This window comes from Mesorhizobium sp. B2-3-12 (genome assembly GCF_006442205.1).
Lineage (GTDB): Bacteria > Pseudomonadota > Alphaproteobacteria > Rhizobiales > Rhizobiaceae > Mesorhizobium.
The window spans coordinates 195,658-218,814 of record NZ_VFVR01000004.1; the positions used below are offsets into that span (position 1 = coordinate 195,658).

24 protein-coding genes are annotated in these 23,157 nt (G+C 64.8%); 7 read left to right on the forward strand and 17 right to left on the reverse strand.

Annotation, left to right across the window (positions count from 1 at the left end):
• Positions 1 to 3: 3 nt before the first annotated feature.
• The 8 genes from FJ948_RS14335 to FJ948_RS14370 all read right to left on the reverse strand — a co-directional run bounded on the left by FJ948_RS14335 (position 4) and on the right by FJ948_RS14370 (position 8,261).
• Complete coding sequence (locus tag FJ948_RS14335; RefSeq protein ID WP_140705417.1) at positions 4 to 804, reverse strand: ABC transporter permease; 801 nt, start codon at positions 802 to 804, stop codon at positions 4 to 6.
• Positions 801 to 1,634, reverse strand: coding sequence for an ABC transporter permease (locus FJ948_RS14340; protein ID WP_246677522.1), 834 nt, complete (start codon positions 1,632 to 1,634; stop codon positions 801 to 803). The genes FJ948_RS14335 and FJ948_RS14340 overlap by 4 nt, the downstream gene beginning before the upstream one ends.
• A gap of 35 nt (positions 1,635 to 1,669) precedes the next feature.
• Complete coding sequence (locus FJ948_RS14345; protein WP_140705421.1) at positions 1,670 to 2,773, reverse strand: ABC transporter ATP-binding protein; 1,104 nt, start codon at positions 2,771 to 2,773, stop codon at positions 1,670 to 1,672.
• A gap of 76 nt (positions 2,774 to 2,849) precedes the next feature.
• Positions 2,850 to 3,875, reverse strand: a complete 1,026-nt coding sequence (locus tag FJ948_RS14350) for an ABC transporter substrate-binding protein (RefSeq protein ID WP_140705423.1) — start codon at positions 3,873 to 3,875, stop codon at positions 2,850 to 2,852.
• A gap of 53 nt (positions 3,876 to 3,928) precedes the next feature.
• Complete coding sequence (gene araD1 / locus FJ948_RS14355; RefSeq protein WP_140705424.1) at positions 3,929 to 4,927, reverse strand: AraD1 family protein; 999 nt, start codon at positions 4,925 to 4,927, stop codon at positions 3,929 to 3,931.
• Between the two features lie 29 nt (positions 4,928 to 4,956).
• Positions 4,957 to 5,736 carry an SDR family oxidoreductase gene (locus FJ948_RS14360; RefSeq protein ID WP_140705426.1) on the reverse strand — a complete coding sequence of 260 codons (780 nt, stop codon included), beginning with the start codon at positions 5,734 to 5,736 and terminating at the stop codon, positions 4,957 to 4,959.
• 9 nt (positions 5,737 to 5,745) lie between these two features.
• On the reverse strand, positions 5,746 to 7,473 hold the full coding sequence (locus tag FJ948_RS14365) for an IlvD/Edd family dehydratase (RefSeq protein WP_140705428.1): 1,728 nt from the start codon (positions 7,471 to 7,473) through the stop codon (positions 5,746 to 5,748).
• Positions 7,470 to 8,261 carry a FadR/GntR family transcriptional regulator gene (locus FJ948_RS14370; protein ID WP_181173666.1) on the reverse strand — a complete coding sequence of 264 codons (792 nt, stop codon included), beginning with the start codon at positions 8,259 to 8,261 and terminating at the stop codon, positions 7,470 to 7,472. The genes FJ948_RS14365 and FJ948_RS14370 overlap by 4 nt, the downstream gene beginning before the upstream one ends.
• A 61-nt stretch (positions 8,262 to 8,322) precedes the next feature.
• On the opposite strand from FJ948_RS14370, the gene FJ948_RS14375 reads away from it, so the two are divergent.
• Complete coding sequence (locus tag FJ948_RS14375; RefSeq protein ID WP_140705430.1) at positions 8,323 to 9,252, forward strand: aldose 1-epimerase; 930 nt, start codon at positions 8,323 to 8,325, stop codon at positions 9,250 to 9,252.
• Between the two features lie 22 nt (positions 9,253 to 9,274).
• On the opposite strand, the gene FJ948_RS14380 is transcribed toward FJ948_RS14375, so the two are convergent.
• The 8 genes from FJ948_RS14380 to pcaQ all read right to left on the reverse strand — a co-directional run bounded on the left by FJ948_RS14380 (position 9,275) and on the right by pcaQ (position 17,368).
• Positions 9,275 to 10,720: an aldehyde dehydrogenase gene (locus FJ948_RS14380; RefSeq protein WP_140705432.1), complete on the reverse strand. Its 1,446-nt coding sequence runs from the start codon at positions 10,718 to 10,720 to the stop codon at positions 9,275 to 9,277.
• 30 nt (positions 10,721 to 10,750) lie between these two features.
• Entirely contained in the window at positions 10,751 to 11,548 is a 798-nt protein-coding gene (locus FJ948_RS14385; protein ID WP_140705910.1) for a coniferyl-alcohol dehydrogenase, read from the reverse strand.
• A 2-nt stretch (positions 11,549 to 11,550) separates the two neighbouring features.
• Positions 11,551 to 12,621, reverse strand: a complete 1,071-nt coding sequence (locus tag FJ948_RS14390; protein ID WP_140705434.1) for a branched-chain amino acid ABC transporter permease — start codon at positions 12,619 to 12,621, stop codon at positions 11,551 to 11,553.
• A complete protein-coding gene (locus tag FJ948_RS14395; protein WP_140705435.1) occupies positions 12,618 to 13,514 on the reverse strand; it encodes a branched-chain amino acid ABC transporter permease in 897 nt (298 codons plus the stop codon). The genes FJ948_RS14390 and FJ948_RS14395 overlap by 4 nt, the downstream gene beginning before the upstream one ends.
• On the reverse strand, positions 13,511 to 14,233 hold the full coding sequence (locus tag FJ948_RS14400) for an ABC transporter ATP-binding protein (protein ID WP_140705436.1): 723 nt from the start codon (positions 14,231 to 14,233) through the stop codon (positions 13,511 to 13,513). Before FJ948_RS14400 ends, FJ948_RS14395 begins: the two co-directional genes overlap by 4 nt.
• Entirely contained in the window at positions 14,230 to 14,973 is a 744-nt protein-coding gene (locus FJ948_RS14405) for an ABC transporter ATP-binding protein (RefSeq protein ID WP_140705438.1), read from the reverse strand. Before FJ948_RS14405 ends, FJ948_RS14400 begins: the two co-directional genes overlap by 4 nt.
• A gap of 21 nt (positions 14,974 to 14,994) precedes the next feature.
• Positions 14,995 to 16,311, reverse strand: a complete 1,317-nt coding sequence (locus FJ948_RS14410; RefSeq protein ID WP_140705440.1) for an ABC transporter substrate-binding protein — start codon at positions 16,309 to 16,311, stop codon at positions 14,995 to 14,997.
• A 139-nt stretch (positions 16,312 to 16,450) separates the two neighbouring features.
• Positions 16,451 to 17,368: a pca operon transcription factor PcaQ gene (pcaQ, locus tag FJ948_RS14415; protein WP_140705442.1), complete on the reverse strand. Its 918-nt coding sequence runs from the start codon at positions 17,366 to 17,368 to the stop codon at positions 16,451 to 16,453.
• A 93-nt stretch (positions 17,369 to 17,461) separates the two neighbouring features.
• On the opposite strand from pcaQ, the gene pcaD reads away from it, so the two are divergent.
• The 6 genes from pcaD to pobA are packed head-to-tail and all read left to right on the forward strand — an operon-like array spanning position 17,462 to position 22,274.
• Entirely contained in the window at positions 17,462 to 18,268 is an 807-nt protein-coding gene (gene pcaD, locus FJ948_RS14420) for a 3-oxoadipate enol-lactonase (protein WP_140705444.1), read from the forward strand.
• On the forward strand, positions 18,261 to 18,671 hold the full coding sequence (gene pcaC / locus FJ948_RS14425; protein WP_140705446.1) for a 4-carboxymuconolactone decarboxylase: 411 nt from the start codon (positions 18,261 to 18,263) through the stop codon (positions 18,669 to 18,671). The genes pcaD and pcaC overlap by 8 nt, the downstream gene beginning before the upstream one ends.
• Positions 18,658 to 19,416 carry a protocatechuate 3,4-dioxygenase subunit beta gene (pcaH, locus tag FJ948_RS14430; RefSeq protein WP_181173684.1) on the forward strand — a complete coding sequence of 253 codons (759 nt, stop codon included), beginning with the start codon at positions 18,658 to 18,660 and terminating at the stop codon, positions 19,414 to 19,416. The genes pcaC and pcaH overlap by 14 nt, the downstream gene beginning before the upstream one ends.
• Positions 19,416 to 20,030: a protocatechuate 3,4-dioxygenase subunit alpha gene (pcaG, locus tag FJ948_RS14435; RefSeq protein ID WP_140705450.1), complete on the forward strand. Its 615-nt coding sequence runs from the start codon at positions 19,416 to 19,418 to the stop codon at positions 20,028 to 20,030. Before pcaH ends, pcaG begins: the two co-directional genes overlap by 1 nt.
• 19 nt (positions 20,031 to 20,049) lie before the next feature.
• Positions 20,050 to 21,102, forward strand: coding sequence for a 3-carboxy-cis,cis-muconate cycloisomerase (locus FJ948_RS14440; protein WP_140705452.1), 1,053 nt, complete (start codon positions 20,050 to 20,052; stop codon positions 21,100 to 21,102).
• On the forward strand, positions 21,102 to 22,274 hold the full coding sequence (gene pobA / locus FJ948_RS14445) for a 4-hydroxybenzoate 3-monooxygenase (RefSeq protein ID WP_140705454.1): 1,173 nt from the start codon (positions 21,102 to 21,104) through the stop codon (positions 22,272 to 22,274). The genes FJ948_RS14440 and pobA overlap by 1 nt, the downstream gene beginning before the upstream one ends.
• A 30-nt stretch (positions 22,275 to 22,304) precedes the next feature.
• Here the strand turns inward: pobA and FJ948_RS14450 are convergent, their stop codons facing one another.
• Positions 22,305 to 22,976: an FCD domain-containing protein gene (locus FJ948_RS14450; protein ID WP_140705456.1), complete on the reverse strand. Its 672-nt coding sequence runs from the start codon at positions 22,974 to 22,976 to the stop codon at positions 22,305 to 22,307.
• Positions 22,977 to 23,157: the final 181 nt, after the last annotated feature.

Here is a 23,157-nt window from a genome sequence, read left to right on the forward strand (position 1 = left end):
ACCTCAATTCCGTTCCGTCGCCATCTGTCTGGGAATGAGAAAGCGGGCGGCGAGCACGCACAGCAGCACGGTGAACATCAGGATCAGCGCCACCAGCGCATTGATGTCTGGCGAGAAGCCAAGCCGCATCATCGCCCACAGCCTGACCGGCAGCGTGCTTTGCGTGCCGGTGACCAGGATGGTGATCATGGTCTCGTCGAAGGACAGCGCGAAGGCCAGGATGGCGCCGCCGACCATGGCGCTCGACAGGTTCGGCAGGATGATGCGCCAGAAGGTCTGCCAGCCGTTGGCGCCGAGATCGTAGGACGCTTCGACCAGCGTGCGGCTCATCGACTGCAGCCGCATCAGCACGGTGCGATAGACGATCGCCAGCACGAACACCGTATGGCCGATGACGACCGTCAGCAACGAGCGTTCGAGGCCGATTTCGCGAAAGAAGATCAGCAGCGCCAGCCCGCTGATGATGGGCGGCATCAGGAACGGCAGGAAGATGATGAACTGCAGGATCGAACGGCCTGAGTGGCGGCCGTGATAGTAGAGTGCCAGCAGCGTTCCGCTGACCACCGACAGGATGACGGTGCAGACGCCGACCACCAGCGTGGTGCGCAGGGCGGCCAGAATGTCGTGGTTCCCCGCCAGCGCCACATAGGTCGAAAGGGTAGGCGACGACCAGTCGACATTGCCATGTGAAATGATGAAGAACGACGACACGATCGGCACGAACAGCGGGCTGTAGAGCAGCACCGCGACCAGCGTCGTGATCGCGGCAAGGAAGATCGTGGACGGCCGGGGCAGGGTGCTCATACCGAGGTCCCCCGGCTGCGTCCGAACCGTTCGCCGATGAGAATGGCGGCGATCACTACGATCGCAAGCGCCACCGAGAGTGCGGCGCCGAAAGGCCAGTTATAGGCGGTGCCGAACTGGCTGTAGAGGATGCGCCCGAAGGTGAAGCCGCTGATCCCGCCGACCATCTGTGGCGTCAGGAAATCGCCGATCGCCAGCACGAAGACGAAACTCGCCGCCGAGGCGACGCCGGGCAGGCTGAGCGGCAAGGTGATGCGCAGGAATGTCTGCAGGCCGCTGGCGCCCAGATCGTCGGAGGCGCGCAGCAAGGTCTGCGGGATCCGCTCCAGCGAGAGGAAGATCGGCAGGATGGCGAAGGGGATCAAAAGCAGGCTCAGCGTCAAAAGGATGGCGTTCATGTTGAACACGAACAGCGTCGAAGGCTGATCCAGGATGCCGAGCGCCACCAGCGCCTTGTTGAGGAAGCCATTGAGGCCGAGGATGCTGCGGATCGCGTAGATCTTGATGACGTAGCTCATCAGCAGCGGCACCAGCAGCAGCATCAGCAAGGCATAGCGCCACCGCCCTTTCAGCGTCGTCAGGAAATAGGCGGCGGGATAGGCGAGAAGGATGCATATGACGGCCACCGACACGCACAGCACGATCGTGTTCCAGAACACCGGCAGAAAGATCGGATCGGTGAAGAACCTGACATAGTTGCCGAGCGTCGGCGCATGGACGATCGTGCCCTGGTCGACGCTGAAGAAGCTGTAGACCAGGAAGATCGCCAGCGGCACGAGGACGAAGACCACCGGCATGGCGAAGGCCAGCACCGTGATCAGCTGCGACAATCGCCGTTCCGCGGCATGTGTCGACCCGGCTCCGCTCATGCCAGCACCAGATGGCCTTCATGCGGCGCGAACGAAAGCGAGACCGTCTCGCCCGATTTCAAAATACTGCCGTCGATCCGGCTCGGCATGCGCAACCGCAAGCGTTGCGCGGCATTGTCCGCTCCCGCCATGATCGTGGCAACCGTCGACGAACCGGCGAAGGCCAGATCGGCGATCGTGCCGGAAAAGCGATTGTCGCCATCATTGGCATCCGCAAGGCGCAAGGCTTCGGGACGGAACGCCGCGAAGGCGCTGGCGCCATCCGGTGCGGTTTTCAGATGCGGCTGATCGCTGATCGAGCAGACCAGTCGCCCCAGCGCGGTCTCGATCGGACGCTGCTCGCCTTGCACGGGACCGAGTTTTCCCGCCACCAGATTGTTCTCGCCGAAGAAGCGCGCCACGAATTCGCAATTTGGCTTGTAGTAGAGCTCATGCGGCGTGCCGAGCTGGCGGATATGGCCGGCCTGCATGACGCAGATCCGGTCGGCCATGCCGATCGCTTCTTCCTGGTCGTGGGTGACGAACAGGAAGGTGGTCTTGATCTCGCGCTGGATGGATTTCAGGAATTCCTGCATCTGCCGCCGCAGTTCGAGATCGAGCGCCGCCAGCGGCTCGTCGAGCAGGATCAGGCGCGGCTGGCAGATCAGCGCCCGGGCGAGCGCGACGCGCTGCCGCTGGCCCCCGGAAAGCTGCGCCGGGAAGCGCTCGGCGAAGCGCCCGAGCTGGACCAGCTCAAGGGCTTCCGCGACACGGCGCGCGATCTCCTTGCGCTTGATATGGCGCACCGAAAGCCCGTAGCCGACATTGCCGGAGACGGTCATGTGGGGGAACAGCGCATAGTCCTGGAACACGGTGTTGAACGGCCGCTTGTTGATCGGCATGCGGCTGATGTCCTGGCCGTCCAGCCGAATCTCACCCGCGGTCAGCGGTTCCAGCCCGCCGATCAACCGCAGCACCGTGGTCTTGCCGGAGCCTGATGGTCCAAGCACGGTGAGGAACTCGCCGTCCCGGATCGACAGGTCGATGTCGTGCAGCACGGGAACCGTGCCGTAGGATTTCGAGACGGACCGCAGCGTCAAGAGGTCGGTGTTCTGGCTCATGGAATAGTCTCGCATACGCCGCGGCGGTCCGGAACGTCCGGACCGCCGGGTCCTTCGAAATCAGGTGCGGAAAGGATCAGGGTGTCGCCTTGACCTCGTTCCACAGATCCGAGCGCTTGAGCGGATCCTCGACATTGTTGAGCCAGACCAGCTTGTCGTTGCCGCCGGCGCTGCTCGACTCGACCACGGTGTTGCCGAAGCCGGTGCGCTCGGAAAGCTCGCCGCCGATCTTCTTGCTCAGCATGAAGTCGATCCACTTCTCGGCCGCCGCATTGTCGCGGACGCCCTTGGAGATCACCCAGTTGTCGAGCCAGGCAAGCGCGCCTTCGCTCGGGTTGACGTAGGCGACATGGGCGCCGATCTTCTGCAACGCCTTGACCTGCTGCTGGCCGTAATTGGCCCAGATCAGCGCGACGTCATTGTTCTGGTAGATCTGCTGCGCCTCGTCGGCGGTGGTGTAGAAGCTCAGCACATTGCGCTTGAGTTCGACCAGCTTGGCCTTGACCGCCGCCATCTGCTCCGCATCGAGGTTGAACGGATCCTTGTAGCCGAGCGTCAGCGCGGTGAACGAGAAATTGTGCTCGCCATTGTCGTAGGCCAGGATCTTGCCCTTGTAGGCCGGATCCCACAGCACCGACATCGAGGTCGGCGCCGGCTTGACCTTGTCGGTGTCGTAGATCAGCCCGATGGAATCGAAGCAGAATGGAATGCCGTAGACCTTGCCGTCCTTGGTGTCGCCGCTGACCTGCGACAGATCGCGAAAGCGCGGCAGCACCTCCTTCTGGTTCGGCAATTTCGTGATGTCGATCGGCGATACCAGATCGGCCTTGATGTAGCGCTGCAGCTGGGCGGTGTTGACGGCGAAGACATCGAAGTCCTGACCTTCGCTGCCCTTGATCTTGGCCCAGATCTCGTCATCGCTGCCGATGAAGACGACATCGACGCCAATGCCAGTGGCGGCGGTGAAGTCCTTCACCCAGTCCGGGTCGGCGTAACCGTCCCAGGCCAGCACGCGAAGGTTCGCGGCGAGCGCCGCCGATGTCATCAGGCCAATGCCAAGCCCGATGGTCGCCAGTCTCAGAAATGCTTTCTTCAGTCCCATTTCTAATCTCCCATTGTCGTTCTGGTGGACCGCAATTTCCGGGGCTCTTGCCGTCACAGCGGGGTGACGGTGACCAGCCCCTCGTCCGGGACCGAAACCATCCGGTTGCGCAGTGGCTTGCCGAATGCCGGTGCCTGGATTTCATACTCGTCGCCGGAGGCCGTCTTGATGCCGGAGGCGTAGCTCATCACCGCCGCGCCGAAGAAATAGGCGTGCAGGTCGCCCGCCCTGCGGTGCATCGGGTAGCGGAAATGGAAATGTTCGAGATTGGCGATCGAGTGCGACATGTGCGCTTCGCCCGACAGGAATTCCTGTTCCCAGACGACCGCGCCGTCGCGCAGGATGCGGGAATGGCCCCGCACTTCTTCGGGCAGGTCGCCTACCAAAAGCTCCGGGCCGATCGAGCAGGAGCGCAGCTTGGAGTGGGCGAGGTAAAGGTAGTTCTCGCCCTCGGTCACATGGTCGGAATATTCGTTGCCGAGCGCATAGCCGATGCGGTAGGGGCGGCCATCCGGCCCATTGAGGTAGAGCCCGACGATCTCGGCCTCTTCCGCGCCAGCTTTCGCGAATGCGGGCATCGGCAGGTCGGCGCCAGGCGGAACCACGCAGGTGCCAACGCCCTTGAAGAACCATTCGGGCTGGATGCCGATCTTGCCGGCGCCAGGCTTGCCGCCTTCCAGGCCCATCTTGAAGATCTTCAGCGAATCCGATTCCTCGGCCTCCTCGCCATGTGTCAGCAAGTGCATCTGGTTGCGCGCGGCGGCGCTTCCGGTGTGGGTCAGGCCGGTGCCTGTGACCAGGAAGCGCGCCGGCTCCGGATGGTCGACGGGGGCGAGCACGCGGCCATCGCGCAGCAGTTCGTCATAGTCGACCGTCGCGGTGCCGGTCCGCTTCTCGGCCAGCGCCGCGATGGACGTGCCCTGGGCGATCGCTGCTTCGGCGAGCTCCAGCACGCTGCTGGTCTTGTCGAGCGTGTGTAGCCGATTGCCGTCATCGGAAACGCGGCCGACCCGCCTGCCGCCATCGAGCGGTGTGTACTGAACGAGACGCATGAAAAACCTTCTCCTTGAGACCGTACGGATCACACCCAGCCGGCATCGACGATGAACTGCTGGCTCGTGCACATCAGGCTGTCGTCGGCGGCGAGGAACAGCGCCATGCGCGCGATATCGGAAGGCTGCAGCCGGTCGGGCAGGCATTGCCTCTCCGCGATCTGGCGTTCGCCGGCCGGGTTCAGCCACAGCCGCATTTGGCGCTCGGTCATGACCCAGCCAGGCACCATGCAGTTGACGCGGATTCGCTCGGGGCCTAGTTCGCGTGCCAGCGCCCGCGTCATGCCGTAGACAGCGGCCTTCGCGGTGACATAGGCCGGGCAATCGGGATCGCCGACCATCCAGGTGATGGAGCCGAAATTGATGATCGAGCCGCCGCCCAGCGAACTCATTTGCGGGCGCACCGCCTGGGCGGCGAAGAACTGGTGGCGCAGATTGACCGCCATGCGGTCGTCCCAATAGGCTACCGTAACGTCCTTGGTCTGGTGGCGGTCGTCATTGCCGGCATTGTTGCACAGCACCTGGATCGGGCCGTTGTGCTGCATCGCCTGCACGGTTGCCGCCTGCAGCTGCTCGACATTGCGCAGGTCGCAGGCAATGAACAGCGGCGCGGGGTGTCCCTCGGCCGCGATCGCATTGATCAGGCGCCGCGAAGGCTCCTCGGCCAGATCGACGAAGGCAACGCGGCTGCCTTGCGCGCAGAAATGGCGCACCAGGCTTTCCCCGATGCCGCTGCCGCCACCGGTAATGAACACGCTGCGGCCCTTGAGGCTGGGGTAGGTCGCGTAGCTACCGATCTGATCCGTCATCGCGCGCCTCTAATGGGAATGCCGGGGGATACCGGCATCGCGCCGGCCGACGAGAAAGTCGAAGTCGCAGCCCTTGTCGGCCTGCAGCACGCGCTCGACATAGAGGCTCTGGTAGCCGCCCTGCGGCGGCGCCGGCGGCTTCCAGTCACGGCGGCGGATCGCCAGTTCCTCATCCGACACCAAAAGCTCCAGCCGGCGGCCGGCGACGTCGAGCTCGATGATATCGCCGTCACGCACCAGGGCCAGCGTACCGCCAGCCGCGGCCTCGGGCGCCACATGCAGCACCACGGTGCCATAGGCCGTGCCGCTCATGCGCGCGTCCGAAATGCGCACCATGTCGGAGACGCCTTCCCTGAGCAGCTTGGCCGGCAGCGGCATGTTGCCGACCTCGGCCATCCCGGGATAACCGCGCGGCCCGCAGTTTTTCAGCACCATCACCGAGGAGGCATCGATATCCAGTTCCGGATCGTCGATGCGGGCATGGTAGTGCTCGATATTCTCGAAGACGACGGCCTTGCCGCGATGCTGCATCAACTCCGGCGTCGCGGCCGACGGCTTGATGACGGCGCCATTGGGCGCCAGATTGCCGCGCAGGATCGAAATGCCGCCCTCCTTGGTCAGCGGCTCGCTCAGCGGCCGGATGACCTCACGGTTGTAGTTGGGCGCGCCGTCGATCAGTTCACCGATGGTCTTGGCGCTGACGGTCATGACGTCGCGATGAAGAAGCCCCACTTCATCAAGCGACGCCATGACCGCAGCTAGCCCCCCGGCATAGTAGAAATCTTCCATCAGGAACCGGCCCGACGGCATTAGGTCGACAATGGTCGGGACGTCGCGGCCAAGGCGGTCCCAGTCGTCGAGACCGAGATCGACACCGACCCGGTTGGCGATGGCGATCAGATGCAGCACCGCATTGGTCGAGCCGCCGATCGCGCCATTGACGCGGATGGCATTCTCGAAAGCCTGCCGGGTGAGGATCTGTGCGATCGTCACGTCCCGATGAACCAGGTCGACGATCTGCCGTCCGGCCATCTGGGCGAGCACGCCACGGCGCGAATCCACCGCCGGGATCGCGGCATTGTCCGGCATGCCGATGCCGAGCGCTTCCACCATGCTGGCCATCGTTGAAGCGGTGCCCATCGTCATGCAGCTGCCCGCCGACCGGCTCTGGCCCTGCTCGGCGGCGAGGAAGTCGGCGACCGGCATGCGGCCGGCCTTGACCTCCTCGGCGAATTTCCAGACATGCGTGCCCGAGCCGATATCCTGTCCGCGGAACTTGCCATTGAGCATCGGCCCGCCGGAGACGGCGATGGTCGGCAGGTTGCACGAGGCGGCCCCCATCAAGAGCGCCGGCGTGGTCTTGTCGCAGCCGACAAGCAGGATGACGCCGTCGATCGGATTGCCACGGATGGATTCCTCGACATCCATGCTGGCCAGGTTGCGGAACAGCATGGCGGTCGGGCGCATGTTGCTTTCGCCCAGCGACATCACCGGAAACTCCAGCGGCAGGCCGCCGGCCTCGTAGACGCCCCGTTTGACGTGGTCCGCCAGCGCCCGCAGATGCGCATTGCATGGTGTCAGTTCCGACCAGGTGTTGCAGATACCGATCACCGGGCGACCGTCGAAAGCATCCGCGGGAATGCCCTGGTTCTTCATCCAGCTGCGGTGCATGAAGGCGTTCTTGCCTTCACCGCCGAACCAGGCTTCGGACCGCAATTTGCGTTTGGTCTCGGTCACGATTGCTGGCCCCGGTCGTTGCGGCGTTTGTTGCGGTTCTCGACGCTGCGGCGCACGTCTTCTTCCGCATTGTCGATGAGCACCAGCAGCGCCTTTTGCGCGCCGGCGTCGTCGCCGGCGGCAATCTTCTCGGCGACTTCCCGGTGCAGCGGCAAGGAATGGCGCTGCCCTTCCGGATTGTCGTTGGAGAGGCGAAAGCTCATCACCAATGCGGTCTCCACCAGCGCCGCCAGCGAGCCGATCAACTCGTTGCCGGTCATGCGCAGAATAGTCTGGTGGAACACAAGGTCAGGCTTGGCGAAGCGGTCGCCATCATCGACAACCGCCTCCATCTCGGCCAACGCCGCATGGATATCGGCGATCTGCGCCGGCGTCGCGCGCTGGGCGGCAAGTGCTGCCGACATCGGCTCGATGGCGCGGCGCAATTCGAACAGCGCCCGCACGTCCTCGGCGCTGACACCGCCGGCATAGCGCCAGGACAGGACGTCGGGGTCGAGGAAATTCCAGTCGGAACGTGGACGCACCCGCGTGCCGGTCTTCGGTCGCGATTCAACCAGCCCCTTGCCCGCCAGCACCTTGATCGCCTCGCGCAGCACCGTGCGGCTGACCCCCAGCATCTCGCTGGAATCGTCGGCATTTGGCAGCGCCTCGCCGGGCTGGAAATCGCCCTGCACGATGCGCAAGCCGATCTGCTCGACGACGGTGGCGTGCAGCGCGGTGGAGCCGCTGGAGACCGCCACCGCGACCCTTGAGGTGCGTGCCGTGCTGAACGTTTTGGTATTCTTCATACTATTCATATGATATGTCTTATAGTCGTGGCGCTTGGAGTCAAGGGATTGGGGAGAGCCAATGACAAAGAATTCCGCTGTGGCCGTCGCGCAGGACACGGAACTGGTCTCGATCAGTGACGGCATCGCCACGGTCGACATTGCTCCAGCCGCTGGCGGAGCGCTGACGTCGTATCGCTGGTGGCCAAATGGCACTGCCGTGGATTGGCTGCGGCCCGCCGACCCGGCGGCGATCAGCCGTCGCGATGCCGGCGCCATGGCCTGCTTTCCGCTCGTGCCCTACTCCAACCGTATCAGAGGTGGCCGCTTCGAATTCGCGGGGCGTTCCATCCAATTGCCGAGCCAGCCTGACGATCCACATCATGAGCACGGCCATGGCTGGCGTCACCCATGGAGCGTCGTGAGCCACCAAGCCAGCGCGATCGTCCTGCGCTACCGCCATGCCGCCGATTCCTGGCCATGGAGCTACGAAGCCGAGCAAGCGATCTCGCTGGCCGACGGCAGGCTTTGCATGACCATTGCGGTGCGCAACCTGTCGGACGCGCCGATGCCCGTCGGCTTCGGCCTCCATCCCTATTTCCCGTCGACACCGTGGACGCATGTCCAGGCCCGGGTGTCAGGCATGTGGGAAACCGATGCGGAGGTCCTGCCTGTCCGGCATGTCCCGCCGCCTGCCGGGGCCGATCCATCGATCGGCTTTGACGTGTCGGAAGTGGACTTCGACACGATCTTCACCGGATGGGCGCGCCGCGCCCGGATTTCTTGGCCGGAGCAGGGGCGGGAGTTGAACATCGAGGCGGAGGCGCCGCTCGATTGTCTCGTCCTCTACACGCCGCCGGGCGAGCCGTTCTTTTGCGCCGAGCCGGTCAGCAACATCACCGATGCTTTCAACCGGATGGATGACGAGCAGATCGAAACCGGCTGCATCGTGCTGGCGCCCGGTCAGATAACATCCGCCAGCGTTCGCTTCACGCCGTCACTGGGTGTTTGAGCCTCGGCAGCCCGAAGCTGGGTCAGAACGGATAGTGCTGGCCCGGATCTTCGATCGTCACCCAGCGCAGGTCAGTGAATTCCGCGATCGAGGCTTTGCCGCCGAAGCGGCCATAGCCGGAGCCCTTGACGCCGCCGAACGGCATCTGCGCCTCATCGCCGACCGTCGGTCCGTTGATGTGGCAGATGCCGGCCTCGATACGGGCGGCGACCGCCATCGCACGTTTGATGTCGCGGCTGAACACGGCTGACGACAGGCCATATTCGGTATCGTTGGCCACCCGCACGGCCTCATCCTCGCCCTTCACCCGGATCACCGGCTTGACCGGCCCGAAGGATTCTTCCGAATAGACGCGCATCGCCGGTGTCACGTGGTCGAGCAGCGTTGCCTCGACCACGGTGCCCGTACGCTTGCCGCCGGCGACAAGCTTGGCCCCTTTGGCCACCGCATCGGCAACGAGTTCCTCCATCTTGTCAGCCGCCTGGCTGCTGATCAGCGAGCCCAGCACGACATGACCGCGCGGGTCGCCCGCCGGCAGCTGCGAGGCGCGGGCGGCGAGCTTGGCGACGAACTCGTCGGCGATCCCTTCGTCGACGATCAGCCGCTCGGTCGACATGCAGATCTGGCCCTGATGCATGAAAGCGCCGAAGGTCGCGGCGTTAACAGCAGCATCGATGTCGGCATCGTCCAGCACCAAAAGCGGCGCCTTGCCGCCGAGTTCGAGCAGCGCCGGCTTGAGGTGCCGGCCGGCGAGCTCGGCGATGATCCGGCCGACCTTGGTCGAGCCGGTGAAGTTGACGCGCTTGACCGCGGGATGCGCGACCAGCGCCTCGACGATACCGGCGGCGTCCCTGGGATCGTTGGTGACGACATTGATGACGCCCTTGGGCAGGCCCGCCTCGACCAGCACCTGGCCGATCAGCCGGTGCGTCCCGGGGCACATTTCGGAGGCTTTCAGCACCACCGTGTTGCCGCAGGCGATCGGCATGGCGATGGCGCGGGTACCGAGAATGACCGGCGCATTCCATGGCGCGATGCCGAGACAGACGCCTGCCGGCTGGCGGATCGCCATGGCCAGCGTCCCCGGCTTGTCGGAGGGGATGATCTCACCAGAAATATGCGTCGTCATGGCGGCCGCCTCGCGCAGCATGTTGGCCGCCAGCATGACGTTGAAGCCGGCCCAGGGGCCGGTCGCACCTGTCTCTTCCATCATCAGCCTGGTGAATTCGCCGACTTTCGACGCCATGACGTCGGCCGCTTTGGAGAGCAGTGCGCGGCGCTCGCCAGGCCCGGTCTTCGACCAGGCGGGAAAGGCAGCGGCGGCCGCGTCGACGGCGCTGTTGGCATCGGCCACGCTCGCCGCCGCCGCACGCGTCGCCAATTTGCCGGTGAACGGGTCCATGCGCTCGTAGGAAGCCTTGCCTGTTGCCGCCTTTTCGTCGCCGTCGATCAGAAGTCCGATATCCATTGTTCTTTCCCTCGCTCTCGATGGAGCTTCTCAGATTGGATGTTGGAAGCCGAGCACTTCGGCATTGATCGATGCTTCGAGGCCACCGTCAACCGGCACATTGGCGCCGTTGACCCAGCGCGCGCCATCCGAGCACAGGAACAGCACCACGGGCGCGATATCGCCCGATGTGCCGGCACGCCCGACCCGGGCGATGTCGCTGTCGACGCGGGCATCGCCGAGCACGCCGCGGAACTGTTTCAGGATAGGCGTCTCGACCGGACCGGGGCTCACCGCATTGACGCGGATGCCTCGGCGCCTGAACAGCTCCTGATGCGCGGCGCGCATGGTCCACAAGAGCAGCAACTCCTTGGAGACGGGATAGCCTTCCTCGTTCCTGACCGCGTGGTCGGCGACCACTTTGGCGATATCGGGAAAACCCCCGATGCCGACCATCGAGGCGGCGCGGTTGAGGTTGGCGCGCCAGCCATAACCGGCGATCGAGGCGACGTTGACGATGGCGCCGCCTTCGCGAAGTCTCGGCGCAAGCCCTTCCGAGAGCGCCCGCAGCCCGAAGAAGTTGACGGCCAGCGTCGAGGCCGCACCGGTGTTGCCGGAGAGGCCGGCGACATTGCAGAGTGCATCGATGCGCTGCGGCAGGCGCGCGATGAGCTCATCGACGCCCGCCTTCGACGAGATGTCGGCCTTGACGAAACTGTCGACCGGTGCGGCCGGCTCGCGTACATCGACGCCGATCACGTCGGCGCCGAGCTGGCCGGCGAGTTCCGCCGTCCGCGCGCCGATGCCGGAGGCAACGCCGGTAATGAGAATCGTCTTGCCGAAAAGCATGGTCATGCTTTCTCCTGATGCTGTGTGGTCTGCGGCGATGGCGCGGTGCCGTCGTCGGCCGGCGCTGCCGGGTTTCCGGGTAGCCTGACCCGGTAGCCTACGGGCAGCAGGCGCAGGCCGAAGCGCTCCTCGATCGTGCCCCACAGGCCGCGCGGCAGGAACAGCGAGAACAGCACGGCGATAGCGCCGAGGCCGACCAGGTACCAGACGCCCGCGCCGCCAAACCACGTCTCGATGAGGAAGAACACCACGGCACCCAGAATGGCGCCCTCGAAAGTGCCGATGCCGCCGACCAGCACCATGAAGATCATGTAGGCTGTCCACTGCACGTTGAAGTAGGTTTTCGGCTGGAAGGTGATCGACGTCGCCAGCCACAGCGCGCCGGCAATGCCGATGCCGAAGGCGGCCAGCACGAACAGCAGCCGCTTGGTGCCGGTGACGCGCACGCCGACCGAAGCGGCGGCGTCCTCATTGTCTCGGATGGCGCGGATCGCGGCCCCCGTGCTGCCGCGCAGCAGGCCGAACAGGATGGCAAGCAGGGCGGTCATCGACACCAGCGCCAACCAGTATATCGTGGTTCGTCTCGTGCCGGCATCGTAGACGTTGAGCGAGATCAGCGAGGTGCCGGTCTCGCCCTGCACCAGCCGGTCGAGATTGACCAGCAGATGGGTCAGCGCCGCGATTACCCACATGCCGATGGCGAACTCGCCATTCCTCAACCGCAGCATGAACAGCGACAGCGGCCAGGAGACGGCGCCGACGATAAGTCCCGATGCAAACAGCGCCAGGAGAGGGTTGAGGCCTGCGTCAGCCAGCCGGATGGCGAAATAGGCGCCGAGCCCGAAGAACACCTGCTGGCCGACCGAGACCAGCCCGCCGAAGCCGGCCAGCGCGTTCCACATCGCCGCCAGGATTACATAGATGAACAGCGCCGTCATCCGGTCGACCGCGCCGGCCGACAGGAATTGCGGCGCGGCCGCCAGCAGCGCGATGATGAGTGCGACCGCGATCGCCGCGATCCGCGACGTCGCCGTGCCGCGCTCGATGACTGGCGAGGTCGAGACAGCGCTCATGACCCGCTCCGGGAAGGCAGACGCAACAGTCCGCGCAGGCCAAGGCCGGATGCCGAAAGCCGCACGAACAGCACGACGAGGAACATGGCATGGCCGCCGATCAGAAATCCCTGCGGATGCACCTGCGCGCCGAGTGTCTGGGCCAGCGCTAGCACGATGCCGCCGATCAGCGTTCCCCACAGCGACCCGGCGCCGCCGATAACCGCCGCCTCGAAGGCAAACAGCAATTGCGGCGCGCCGGCATAGGGATCGAAGGTGGCGCGCATGCCGAGGAAGGCGCCAGCCAGGCCGACGGTGACCATGGCGATGGCCGCGGCGATGGCGTTGGCACGCCGTGCATCGACGCCGACCAGGCCGGCGGTGTCCGGGTCTTCCGACGTGGCGCGGATCGAGCGGCCGAGCCGCGTGCGGGTCAGGAACAGCTGCAGCCCGCCAAGCAGGATCACGGCGGTGGCGAACATGATCACCGCGAGCTTGCCGACATAGATGCCGCCAGGCCATTCCCAGGAATCATAGGACAGGCTGCCGATGAAGGGCGCCAGCGAACGGGTGTCGGCTCCGAACTGCTCGAACAGCATGTTGTCGATGACGATGGCGAGGCCGAACGTGGTCAGGATCGGCAGCAGCGCGCCGCCGCGCGCGCTACGTTCGAGCAGGAAGCGCTGCAACGCCCAGCCGATCACGGCCATCACGGGCAAGACGATGAGCAGGCCGAAAAACGGCGGGATGTGGAGCCGCGAGGCGAGCCACCACAGCGCATAGGCTGCGAACACGGCAAGGCTGCCATGGGCGAGATTGATGATGCGCATCACCGAAAACATGAAAGACAGGCCGCAGGCGATCAGCGCGTAGTAGCCGCCGAGCAGGATGCCCTGGATGATCTGGTTGGTCATGCCGGCTCGGCTTTCTGCCTGTGCAGGCCGAAATAGGCTTTCGTCACCTCGTCGCGCGAAACGCTCTTGCTGTCCGCGGCGAGCGCGATGCGCCCCTCCAGCATGCAGATGACCTTGTCGGAGACCGACAGCGCCCGGTTGAGATCCTGCTCGACCAGGATAATCGTGGTGCCTGAAGCGATCAGCCCCTGAAGTGCCGCATAGACGCGGTCGACGATCAGCGGCGACAGGCCAAGCGAAACCTCGTCGAGCAGCAGGACATCCGGATTGCTCATCAGCGCCCGGCCGATCGCCGTCGCCTGCTGCTCGCCGCCCGACAGGTAACCCGTCCTGGCGTGGCGGCGCGGTTTCAGATTGGGAAACATCTCGAGCACCTTGTCGACGCTCCACTCGCCTGGCCGCCCAGCGGTCCTGCCGAGCAGAAGGTTCTCCTCGACCGTCATCCGCACGAACAGTTTTCGCCCCTCCGGCACCAGCGCTATGCCCATGCCGACGCGGCTGTGCGATGGCACGCTGGTGAGATCGGCACCATCCAGCAGCACGCGGCCGGCCGCCGGCTGATGCGCGCCGGCGATGGCCCTGAGCAGCGTCGTCTTGCCGGCGCCGTTGGCGCCGACCAGCGCCAGCGTCTCGCCGCGCTCGACGCTGAAGCTCACGCCGCGCACCGCCTGCAGCAGGCCGTGCCGGACAACCAGGTTCTCCACCGACAACAGGCTCATTTCGGGCCTCCGCCGAGATAGGCGTGGATCACCTGTGGGTCGGCCATCACCGTTTGCGGGTCGCCATCGGCGATGATCTTGCCCGCATCCATGCAGATCAGTCGCTCCGCCACCTGCAGCAGGATGTGAACGATATGCTCGATCCAGACGATGCCGATCTTGCGCCGGCGCAATTCCTTGATCGTGTCGACCAGTTCGCCGGCTTCGCCATCGGTCAGGCCGCCGCCGATCTCGTCCAGCAACAGCAGCGTCGGCCGGGCCGCCAATGCGCGCGCCAGTTCCAGCCTCTTGCGATCGAGCAGCCCTAGCGTCTCGGCGCGCCGGTTGGCGACCCCAAGCATGCCGCACAGCTTCAGCGAGCCGAGCGCCTCCTCATAGGCCTCGTCGCGGGCGAGGCCGGCGCCATGCGAGGCGGCGACAAAGACATTCTCGAAGGTGGTCATGCCGCTGAACGGTTTTGGCACCTGGTGCGTGCGCACCAGGCCGAGCCGGCAGCGCTGCGTCGCCGGCAGGGACGTCACGTCGCCGCCCTTGAAGCTGACCGTCCCCGAGCTTGGCGGAAAGGCGCCTGAAAGCACGCTGAGCAGCGTCGTCTTGCCGGCACCGTTCGGCCCGACAATGCCGACCGCCTCGTCGGCCGACATGGTGAAGTCGACGGCATCCAGCACCACCAGCGCGCCGAAGCGCTTGTGGATGCCGGCGGCGGCGAGAACGGCCTGTTGTTGCGGATGGGTCACCAGACGGTCCTCGTCAGCGGTCCATCAGCCGTTGTAAGGCAGAAGCTTGGCCTCGACCGGCACCTTCGGGTCAGTGGCGTTCTCGGTCACGACATAGTCGAGCGGGAACTTACTGCCTTCCTTGGCGGCAATCCATTGCGTGCCGATGATCGGTCCGGGCGAGACATTGGCCACCGGGCCGCTGGTGAAGTCGACCTTGCCGATCATCGTCTCGGTCTTGAGCGTGCTCAGCGCCTTGGCGACCGCCGCCTTGTCCTTGGCGTCGGTGCTCGCCTTCAAAGCCTCGAAGCCGGCGTCGAGCAGCGACATCGATGCGCCGAGTTGCTGCGTCCATTGCTTGCCGCTCGCCGCCTCATAGCCATCGGCAAGCTCGGTTCCCGAAACGCCGGTCAGCGGCGACTTGTACGGGAAGGCCTTGTGCCAATAGGCGGCGCTGGAAACCTTCGCGCCGAGATCGCCCAGCGCCTCGATATCCGAGGGAAACAGCCCGGTCTTGGCGACCTGGCAGATCTTGATCTGCTTGATCAGCCCTTGCTGTGCCGCCTGACGCCAGAAGGCGGCGAAGTCAGGCGGGATCGGGAAGGAGTTGAAGATCTCGACGCCTTCCTGCTTGAACAGCGCGATCTGCGAGGAATAATCGGTGGTCCCGGTCTCGTAGGCGCCCGGGTCGACGATGGTGAAACCCTGCTTGGCCAAAAGCGGTGCCAGATTGGCGCGGATGGCGTTGCCGTCGGCGTCGTTGGGATACATGACGCCGACCTTCTTGTTGGTCTCGATCAGGTTCCACTGCGAGATGTAGGTCTTGAAGAACTCACCGACGCCGAAGCCGAAATGGTAGGTCCATTTGAACGGCGAGGGCGCGCCCGGCTTGGCGCCACGGCCGAAATACCAGGCTTCCCACGGCATGACCGTCGACAGGCACGGCACACCGGCGGCTTCGCAGGCATCGGCCACCGGATTGATCACCTCGGGCGTCGAGACGGCCAGCATCAGGTCGATGGCCTGGTTGTTGATCAGGTCCTTGGCCAACTGGCCGGCACGGGAGGGATCCGATTGCGTATCCTGGTCGAGGATTTCCACGCTGTATTTCTTGCCACCGATCTCAAGACCGCCGGCGAGCGCCTTGCGGGCGAGATCCAGCACATAGCCGTCGGTCTGGCCGAAGCCGGCCAGCGGCCCGGTGCGCGGGCTGACGAAGCCGATCTTCAGCGTGTCGCCTGCCTGGGCGAAGGCCTTCTTGCCGCCAAGTGCCAATGCCGCGCCGCCGGCGATCGAGGTGGCGATGAACTGGCGCCGCGACACGTCACGAACAATGGATCTGCTGCCGATAAATTGGGTCATGTGTTCCTCCCTTATGGCTCCTCCATAGGTACAGTGCACCAGCGTTTTGGTTCGGTAAAATGATATTTTGCCGCGTTTCACTAACCTCTGGGTTAAGAGATTTTCGACGGCCCGGAGGGCCTGTCGGCCGTCCAGGGTCTCAATTGCCCGGCCTTGCCGCCTCGCGAATGGTTTGCAGCAGGATGGAGAAAGCGGGCGAGGGGGCTGTGTCGGTGCGCATCGTCAGCCCGACCGGCCCCTTGGTTTCCTCGGTGTCGACCGGCAAGGCCACGAAAGCGCCGCTGGCGATCTCGTTGGCGACCACGCCGGCCGAAATGATCCACACCGCATTGCTCTGCCGCATGAACGCGCGGCCGAACGAATCCGAGACCGTCTCGATCTCGGTGGCCGGCGCGGTCATGCCGTTGGTTATGAACAGGCGATCGACAAACGGGCGGATGACGGATTCGCGTGTCGGCATCAGCACCGGGAAGTCGTCGAGGCTGGCGAAGATGTCGGCCTCCGGCTCCAGCAACGGATGTCCGGCCCGCACCACGAACAACACCTGTTCGGAATAGAGATGCTCAAAGAAGAAGCCGGTCATGTTCTCGGGCGCCGCCAGCCGCCCGACGACGAGGTCGAGCGCGCCGGTGCGCAACTGTTCGAGCAGAACGGCGTTCTCGCCGGTGACGATCTTGAGCGCGGCTCCGGTATTTTCCCTCAGGAACAGGCTCATGGCCCGCGGCATGACCTTCGCCGACACGGTCGGCAGCGCGCCGATGCGGATCGGATGGCGATTGACGGCGCCGTCCTGGCGCACGGAATCGACGCCACGCTTCAGAGCCGTGATCGCCGAGCCGGCATGGCCGAGGAAAATCTCGCCAAGCCTGGTGACGCGGATGCCGCGCCCGTCCCGCTCGACGACGGCGACACCGAGCGCTTCTTCCAGTTCACGCAGCGTCTTGGTCACCGCCGGCGCGCTGACATGCAGAAAATCGGCGGCGCGGGCCACGCTGCCCTGCCGCGCGACTTCCAGGAAGGCCTGCAGGTGACGGAACCGGATGCGGCTCTCGGACATGAGTTTGATAACCCCTGAGTTAATGAAACGGCGCAAAATATCATTTTACCGAACCAAATGCCTTGTGCAATGTGGGGATGGAGGATTGAAACCGTGCCATTCGTCACCCTTGGCGGCATCACGCTGCATCACCGATATGTCGCGGCGAACGGTAGCACGCCACCGCTGGTATTCATCAATTCGCTCGGCACCGACTTCCGCATATGGGACGAAATTGTCACCGCACTTGAGGGGCAAATGCCCTTGCTGGTCTACGACAAGCGCGGCCACGGGCTGTCCGACATCGGCGACATCAGGTCGATCGACGATCATGTCGACGATCTCTCGGCGCTCATCGATCATTTCGGGTTGGAGAAGGTCGTGCTGTGCGGCCTGTCGGTCGGCGGCATGATCGCGCAAGGGCTTTACGCCAGGCGGCCCGAAATCGTCGAGGCCATGATCCTGTGCGACACCGCCCACAAGATCGGCACGGCGGACAGCTGGAATACACGCATCGCGACGGTCGAAAGCAAGGGCATCCAGGCGATTGCCGATGGCGTGCTCAAAGTGTGGTTCACCCCCGCCTTCCATTCGGCGCGGGTGGCCGAGCTTGACGGCTACTGGAACATGATGACCCGGCAATCGACCGCCGGCTACATCGGGACTTGCGCGGCGGTTCGCGACGCGGATTTCACCGACGCGGCTCGCCGCATCGTGGTGCCGACGCTGTGCGTCGCCGGTGACCAGGATGGCTCGACGCCTCCCGATCTTGTCCGCTCGCTGGCCGCTTTGATCCCCGGCGCGCGCTTCGAATTGATCCGCGACGCGGGACATATCCCGTGCGTCGAACAGCCCGAAGCGCTCACCACCTTGATCCGCGACTTCGTCGCCTCGCTTTCCTGCGGAGAAACCCATGGATGAAGTCCCCGGCAACGCAGCCAGGTACCGCACGGGCCTTGCCGTGCGGCGGTCAGTGCTCGGCGATCGCCATGTCGACCGGGCCGAGGTCGCCGCCACCGATTTCGACCAACCCTTCCAGGACCTGATCACCGAGGCGGCCTGGGGAACGGTATGGGCCAGGCCAGGCTTCAGCAAGCGCGAGCGCTCTATCGTCACGCTGGCGTTGCTGGCGGCACTCGGCCATGATGAGGAGGTCGCCATGCATGTGCGCGCCACCGCCAACACCGGTGCGACGCGCGAGGATATCTGCGAGGCGTTCCTGCATGTCGCCATCTATGCCGGCGTGCCGGCCGCCAACCGCGCCTTCAAGATTGCCAAGGAGGTGTTTGCGGAAATGGACGCAGACAAGGCTGCCCATGTCTGAGCCCGGTTCCAACCGGACGCCGGAAACCGGCGCCTTCTTCCAGCGCGACCGCCAATGGCATCCGCCGGCCTTGACGCCGGGCTACAAGAGTTCGGTGCTGCGGTCGCCGCAAAAGGCATTGCTGTCATTCGACAACACGCTGTCGGAACTGACCGGCCCGGTGTTTGGCCATGCCATGATCGGTGAACGCGACAACGACCTGATCCACAATTTCGCCATGCCAGGCGAGAGCGCCATTGGCGAGCGCATCATCGTCCATGGACGGGTGCTCGACGAGCGCGGAATTGGCGTCCCCGGTGCGCTGCTCGAATTCTGGCAGGCCAATGCCGGCGGCCGCTATCGCCACAAAAAGGACGGTTATCTGGCGCCGCTCGATCCGAATTTCGGCGGCTGTGGCCGCACCATCACGGGCGAGGATGGTTCCTATGCCTTTCGCACCGTCCGGCCCGGTCCCTATCCCTGGCCGAATGGCCCGAACGATTGGCGGCCGGCGCACATCCATTTCTCGGTTTTCGGCCACGGCTTCGCGCAGCGGCTGATCACGCAAATGTATTTCGAGGGCGATCCGCTGATCTGGCGCTGTCCGATCGTCGGCGGCATTCGCGACAAGGCGGCCGTCGAAGCACTGATTGCCGCGCTCGACATGCAGTCGACAATCCCGATGGATGCGCTTGCCTACAAATTCGACATCGTCCTGCGCGGGCGCCGCTCGACGCTGTTCGAGAACAGGCCGGAGGGCAATTGATGGCGCAGTCGCCCGACCGGCCGAAGGAGAGCCCTTCGCAGACCGCCGGACCTTATGTCCATATCGGGCTGACGCCCAATTTCTGCGGCATCGACGGCGTCTACGCGAGCGATCTTGGCGCGACCATGGTCAACGACAGGACCAAGGGCGAACGCATCGGCCTGCGCATTCGCGTGCTCGACGGCACCGGCGCGCCGTTGAAAGACGCGTTGATCGAGATCTGGCAGGCGGATGCCGACGGGCTCTACAATTCGCCTTCGGAGATGCGCGGCGCCGCCGATCCAAATTTCCACGGCTGGGGCCGTTCCCCGACTGACATGGAAACCGGGCTCTGCTCGTTCGAGACCATCAAGCCCGGCCGTGTGCCGTTCCGCGACGGCCGCCTGATGGCGCCGCACATCACGCTCTGGATCGTCGCGCGCGGCATCAACCTCGGTCTGCATACACGGCTCTATTTTTCCGACGAGGAAGAGGCCAATGCGCAGGATCCGATCCTGGCGCGCATCGAGCACCGCGTTCGCGTGTCGACGCTGATCGCCGAGCGCCAGGGCGACGCCTATGTCTTCGACATCCATCTCCAGGGGGAGAAGGAAACCGTCTTCTTCGACAGTTGATGGACACAACGAGCAGGACATGACCGTATCGCCCTTTGACCATCCGCTGCTTTCGGGCCTGCTCGGCGACGAGGAGGCGGCGCGGCATTTTTCGATGGAAGCCGACATTGCCGCCATGCTCGCCTTCGAGCGTGCGTTGGCCGAAGCCGAGGCCGACTGCGGCATCATTCCTCAAGAGGCCGCGGCGGCGATCGTCAAGGCGATTGCCTCGTTCCGGCCGGATACCGGCAAGCTGCGCGCCGGCGTCACCAGGGATGGCGTCGTCGTGCCGGAGCTGGTGCGCCAGATCAAACTGGCCGTCGGCGAACCACATGGCGGTTCGGTTCATTTCGGCGCGACCAGCCAGGACGTCATTGACACCAGCCTTGTGCTGCGGCTGAAATCCGTCGTCGAGCATCTCAGCCTGCTGCTGACCGAGACCATCATACGTTTGGTGTCTCTGGAGGACCGCTTCGGGGGCAGGGCACTGACCGGCATGACGCGCATGCAGGCGGCAATCCCGATCAAGGTGGCGGATCGCGTCAATGCCTGGCGCGCACCGCTGCAGCGGCATCAGGAAAGACTGTCACAGCAATCGGCACGCCTGCTCGTCGTGCAATTCGGCGGTGCCGCCGGCACGCTGGAAAAACTTGGCGACCAGGGGCCCGCGATACGCGCTGCGCTTGCGGCGAAGCTGGGTCTCGCCGACGCGTCGCAATGGCACAGCCAGCGTGACGCGCTCGCCGATTTCGCCAATTGGCTATCGCTGGTGACAGGCAGCCTCGGCAAGTTCGGCCAGGACATCGCGCTGCTGGCGCAAGGCGGCGCCGACATCGCCCTATCCGGCGGCGGTGGCTCGTCGGCCATGCCGCACAAGCAGAACCCGGTGAAGGCAGAGGCGCTGGTGGCGCTTGCCCGTTTCAACGCCACGCAGCTTTCCGGCATGCATCAGGCGCTGGTGCATGAGCAGGAACGCTCGGGTGCTGCATGGACGCTGGAATGGCTGTTGCTGCCGCAGATGGTCGTCGCGACGGCCGCATCCTTGCGGCTCGCCGCCGAACTGGCCGCGCGGATCGAAAGTCTCGGCCACTGATGCGCACCCAGGTTCTGATCGTCGGCTCGGGGCCGTCCGGCCTGCTGCTTGGCCAGTTGCTCGCCACAATAGGCATCGAGACCGTCATCCTCGAGCGGTCGAGCCGCGAGCACGTGCTTGGCCGCGTGCGCGCCGGCGTGCTCGAACAGGGCACGGTCGACCTGCTTGGCGAAGCGGGCGCCGCGGACCGCCTGCATGCCGAAGGCCTTCCGCATTCCGGCATCTCGCTCGCTTTCGACGGCCGCCTGCACCGCATCGACCTTTCCGCGCTGACCGGCGGCAAGCATGTCACCGTCTATGGTCAGACCGAGGTGACGCATGATCTGATGGACAAGCGCGAGGCGGCCGGGCTCGTCACCGTCTACGAGGCCGCCGATGTAGCGCTGCACGATTTCGACGGCGCCGCGCCTTTCGTCACCTACGAGAAGGACGGCATCACTCACCGTATCGACTGCGACTTCATCGCCGGCTGTGACGGCTATCATGGCGTCAGCCGCAAATCGGCGCCGGCGCGGGCGCTGAAAACCTTCGAACGGCAGTATCCGTTCGGCTGGCTCGGCGTGCTGGCCGAAGTGCCGCCGGCCGATCATGAACTGGTCTACGCCAATCATGAGCGGGGCTTCGCGCTGTGCTCGATGCGCTCGACGCACCGCAGCCGCTACTACGTGCAGTGCCCGCAGGACGACCGGGTCGAGGCATGGTCCGACGACCGCTTCTGGGACGAGTTGCGCCGCCGCTTGCCGGAGCGGACGGCAGCAAGCGTCACCACCGGGCCGTCCTTCGAGAAGTCGATCGCGCCGCTGCGCTCCTTCGTTGCCGAGCCGATGCGCTTCGGCCGGCTGTTCCTGGTCGGCGACGCCGCCCACATCGTGCCGCCGACGGGCGCCAAAGGTCTCAACCTCGCCGCCAGCGACGTCCGCTATCTCTTTGCCGGTTTGCGGGACTTCTACCGCGAAAAATCCATGGCCGGCATCGACGCCTATTCGGGCAAGGCGCTGGCGCGGGTCTGGAAGGCGGTGCGCTTTTCCTGGTGGATGACGACCATGCTGCATCGCTTTCCCGACACCGGCGATTTCGGCCAGCGCATCCAGGAGGCCGAGCTCGATTACCTCGTGCACTCGCGCGCGGCATCGACCGCGTTGGCGGAGAACTATGTCGGCCTGCCCTATTGAAGGCAGCTATTCCGCGCCTTCCCGGTGCGGTCACCGTCCCAAAAGATTGCGCTCGACGGTTTTGAGATGCGCCAGCATGGCCTGGCTGGCGCTCTCCGGGTCGCGGCGCAGCAGGGCGTCCAGAACCGTCTGGTGTTCGCTGCAGTAGATGCCGCGGCGCTCCTCGGAAAAGGAACGTTTCTTCATTTCGAACCACGGTGCCTGATTGCGCAGGATGCGCATCAGATTGTGGATCTCCTTGAGGAATTCGTTGCGCGAGCAGGCGAAGATGCGGTGGTGGAACTCGGCGTCCCAGTGTTCGAAGGTCGGCATGTCCTGCGCTTCGCAGGCAATTCTGTGCGCCTCGCGCACCGCATTGAGCTCCATGGCGCTGGCGTTGGTGGCGGCGAACGATGCCGCCGCCGGCTCGAGCAACTGCCTGATTTCCATCATGTCGGCCGGGCTGGTGCCCTCCATGCGGCCGACGACCGCCGCCATCGAAGCCGGATTGGTGGCGGTCAGGAAGGTGCCGCGCCCGACATGGCGCACCACCGTTCCTTCGTCCTCGAGGAAGGAAACGGCGCGCCGCATCGTGTTGCGCGCGACGCCGAATTCGCTGGCCAGATCGCGCTCCGGCGGGATGCGGCCATTCTCGATCCACTCGCCGGAAGATATCCGCTTCTTCAGCGCGGTGGCGATGTCACTGGCGACAAGCTTGGGCATTTCTGGTCGCTTTTATCTGATCCAATGTTGAACCATCGATAGCAGCTTCCGGCGCTGCCGTCCATGACCGCCCCTCACTCCATTGTGAGGCGGCATATGCCTCCAGCTCTTGATTTTTTTTGATGGCGCCAGTTCAGATTCTGCTTGCGGCCTAAACCAATCGACGATAGCGTGTAACAAA

Excerpts from the sequence above, each read along its gene's own strand:
- FJ948_RS14450 (WP_140705456.1), bottom strand. The coding sequence starts at position 22,976 with ATGCCCAAGCTTGTCGCCAGTGACATCGCCACCGCGCTGAAGAAGCGG.
- FJ948_RS14335 (WP_140705417.1), bottom strand. The coding sequence starts at position 804 with ATGAGCACCCTGCCCCGGCCGTCCACGATCTTCCTTGCCGCGATCACG.
- FJ948_RS14390 (WP_140705434.1), bottom strand. The coding sequence starts at position 12,621 with ATGAGCGCTGTCTCGACCTCGCCAGTCATCGAGCGCGGCACGGCGACG.
- FJ948_RS14440 (WP_140705452.1), top strand. The coding sequence starts at position 20,050 with ATGACCGTATCGCCCTTTGACCATCCGCTGCTTTCGGGCCTGCTCGGC.
- FJ948_RS14395 (WP_140705435.1), bottom strand. The coding sequence starts at position 13,514 with ATGACCAACCAGATCATCCAGGGCATCCTGCTCGGCGGCTACTACGCG.
- FJ948_RS14375 (WP_140705430.1), top strand. The coding sequence starts at position 8,323 with ATGACAAAGAATTCCGCTGTGGCCGTCGCGCAGGACACGGAACTGGTC.
- FJ948_RS14360 (WP_140705426.1), bottom strand. The coding sequence starts at position 5,736 with ATGACGGATCAGATCGGTAGCTACGCGACCTACCCCAGCCTCAAGGGC.
- FJ948_RS14380 (WP_140705432.1), bottom strand. The coding sequence starts at position 10,720 with ATGGATATCGGACTTCTGATCGACGGCGACGAAAAGGCGGCAACAGGC.
- araD1 (WP_140705424.1), bottom strand. The coding sequence starts at position 4,927 with ATGCGTCTCGTTCAGTACACACCGCTCGATGGCGGCAGGCGGGTCGGC.
- pcaG (WP_140705450.1), top strand. The coding sequence starts at position 19,416 with ATGGCGCAGTCGCCCGACCGGCCGAAGGAGAGCCCTTCGCAGACCGCC.
- pobA (WP_140705454.1), top strand. The coding sequence starts at position 21,102 with ATGCGCACCCAGGTTCTGATCGTCGGCTCGGGGCCGTCCGGCCTGCTG.
- pcaC (WP_140705446.1), top strand. The coding sequence starts at position 18,261 with ATGGATGAAGTCCCCGGCAACGCAGCCAGGTACCGCACGGGCCTTGCC.
- FJ948_RS14350 (WP_140705423.1), bottom strand. The coding sequence starts at position 3,875 with ATGGGACTGAAGAAAGCATTTCTGAGACTGGCGACCATCGGGCTTGGC.
- FJ948_RS14385 (WP_140705910.1), bottom strand. The coding sequence starts at position 11,548 with ATGCTTTTCGGCAAGACGATTCTCATTACCGGCGTTGCCTCCGGCATC.
- FJ948_RS14370 (WP_181173666.1), bottom strand. The coding sequence starts at position 8,261 with ATGAAGAATACCAAAACGTTCAGCACGGCACGCACCTCAAGGGTCGCG.
- FJ948_RS14410 (WP_140705440.1), bottom strand. The coding sequence starts at position 16,311 with ATGACCCAATTTATCGGCAGCAGATCCATTGTTCGTGACGTGTCGCGG.
- FJ948_RS14400 (WP_140705436.1), bottom strand. The coding sequence starts at position 14,233 with ATGAGCCTGTTGTCGGTGGAGAACCTGGTTGTCCGGCACGGCCTGCTG.
- pcaQ (WP_140705442.1), bottom strand. The coding sequence starts at position 17,368 with ATGTCCGAGAGCCGCATCCGGTTCCGTCACCTGCAGGCCTTCCTGGAA.
- FJ948_RS14345 (WP_140705421.1), bottom strand. The coding sequence starts at position 2,773 with ATGAGCCAGAACACCGACCTCTTGACGCTGCGGTCCGTCTCGAAATCC.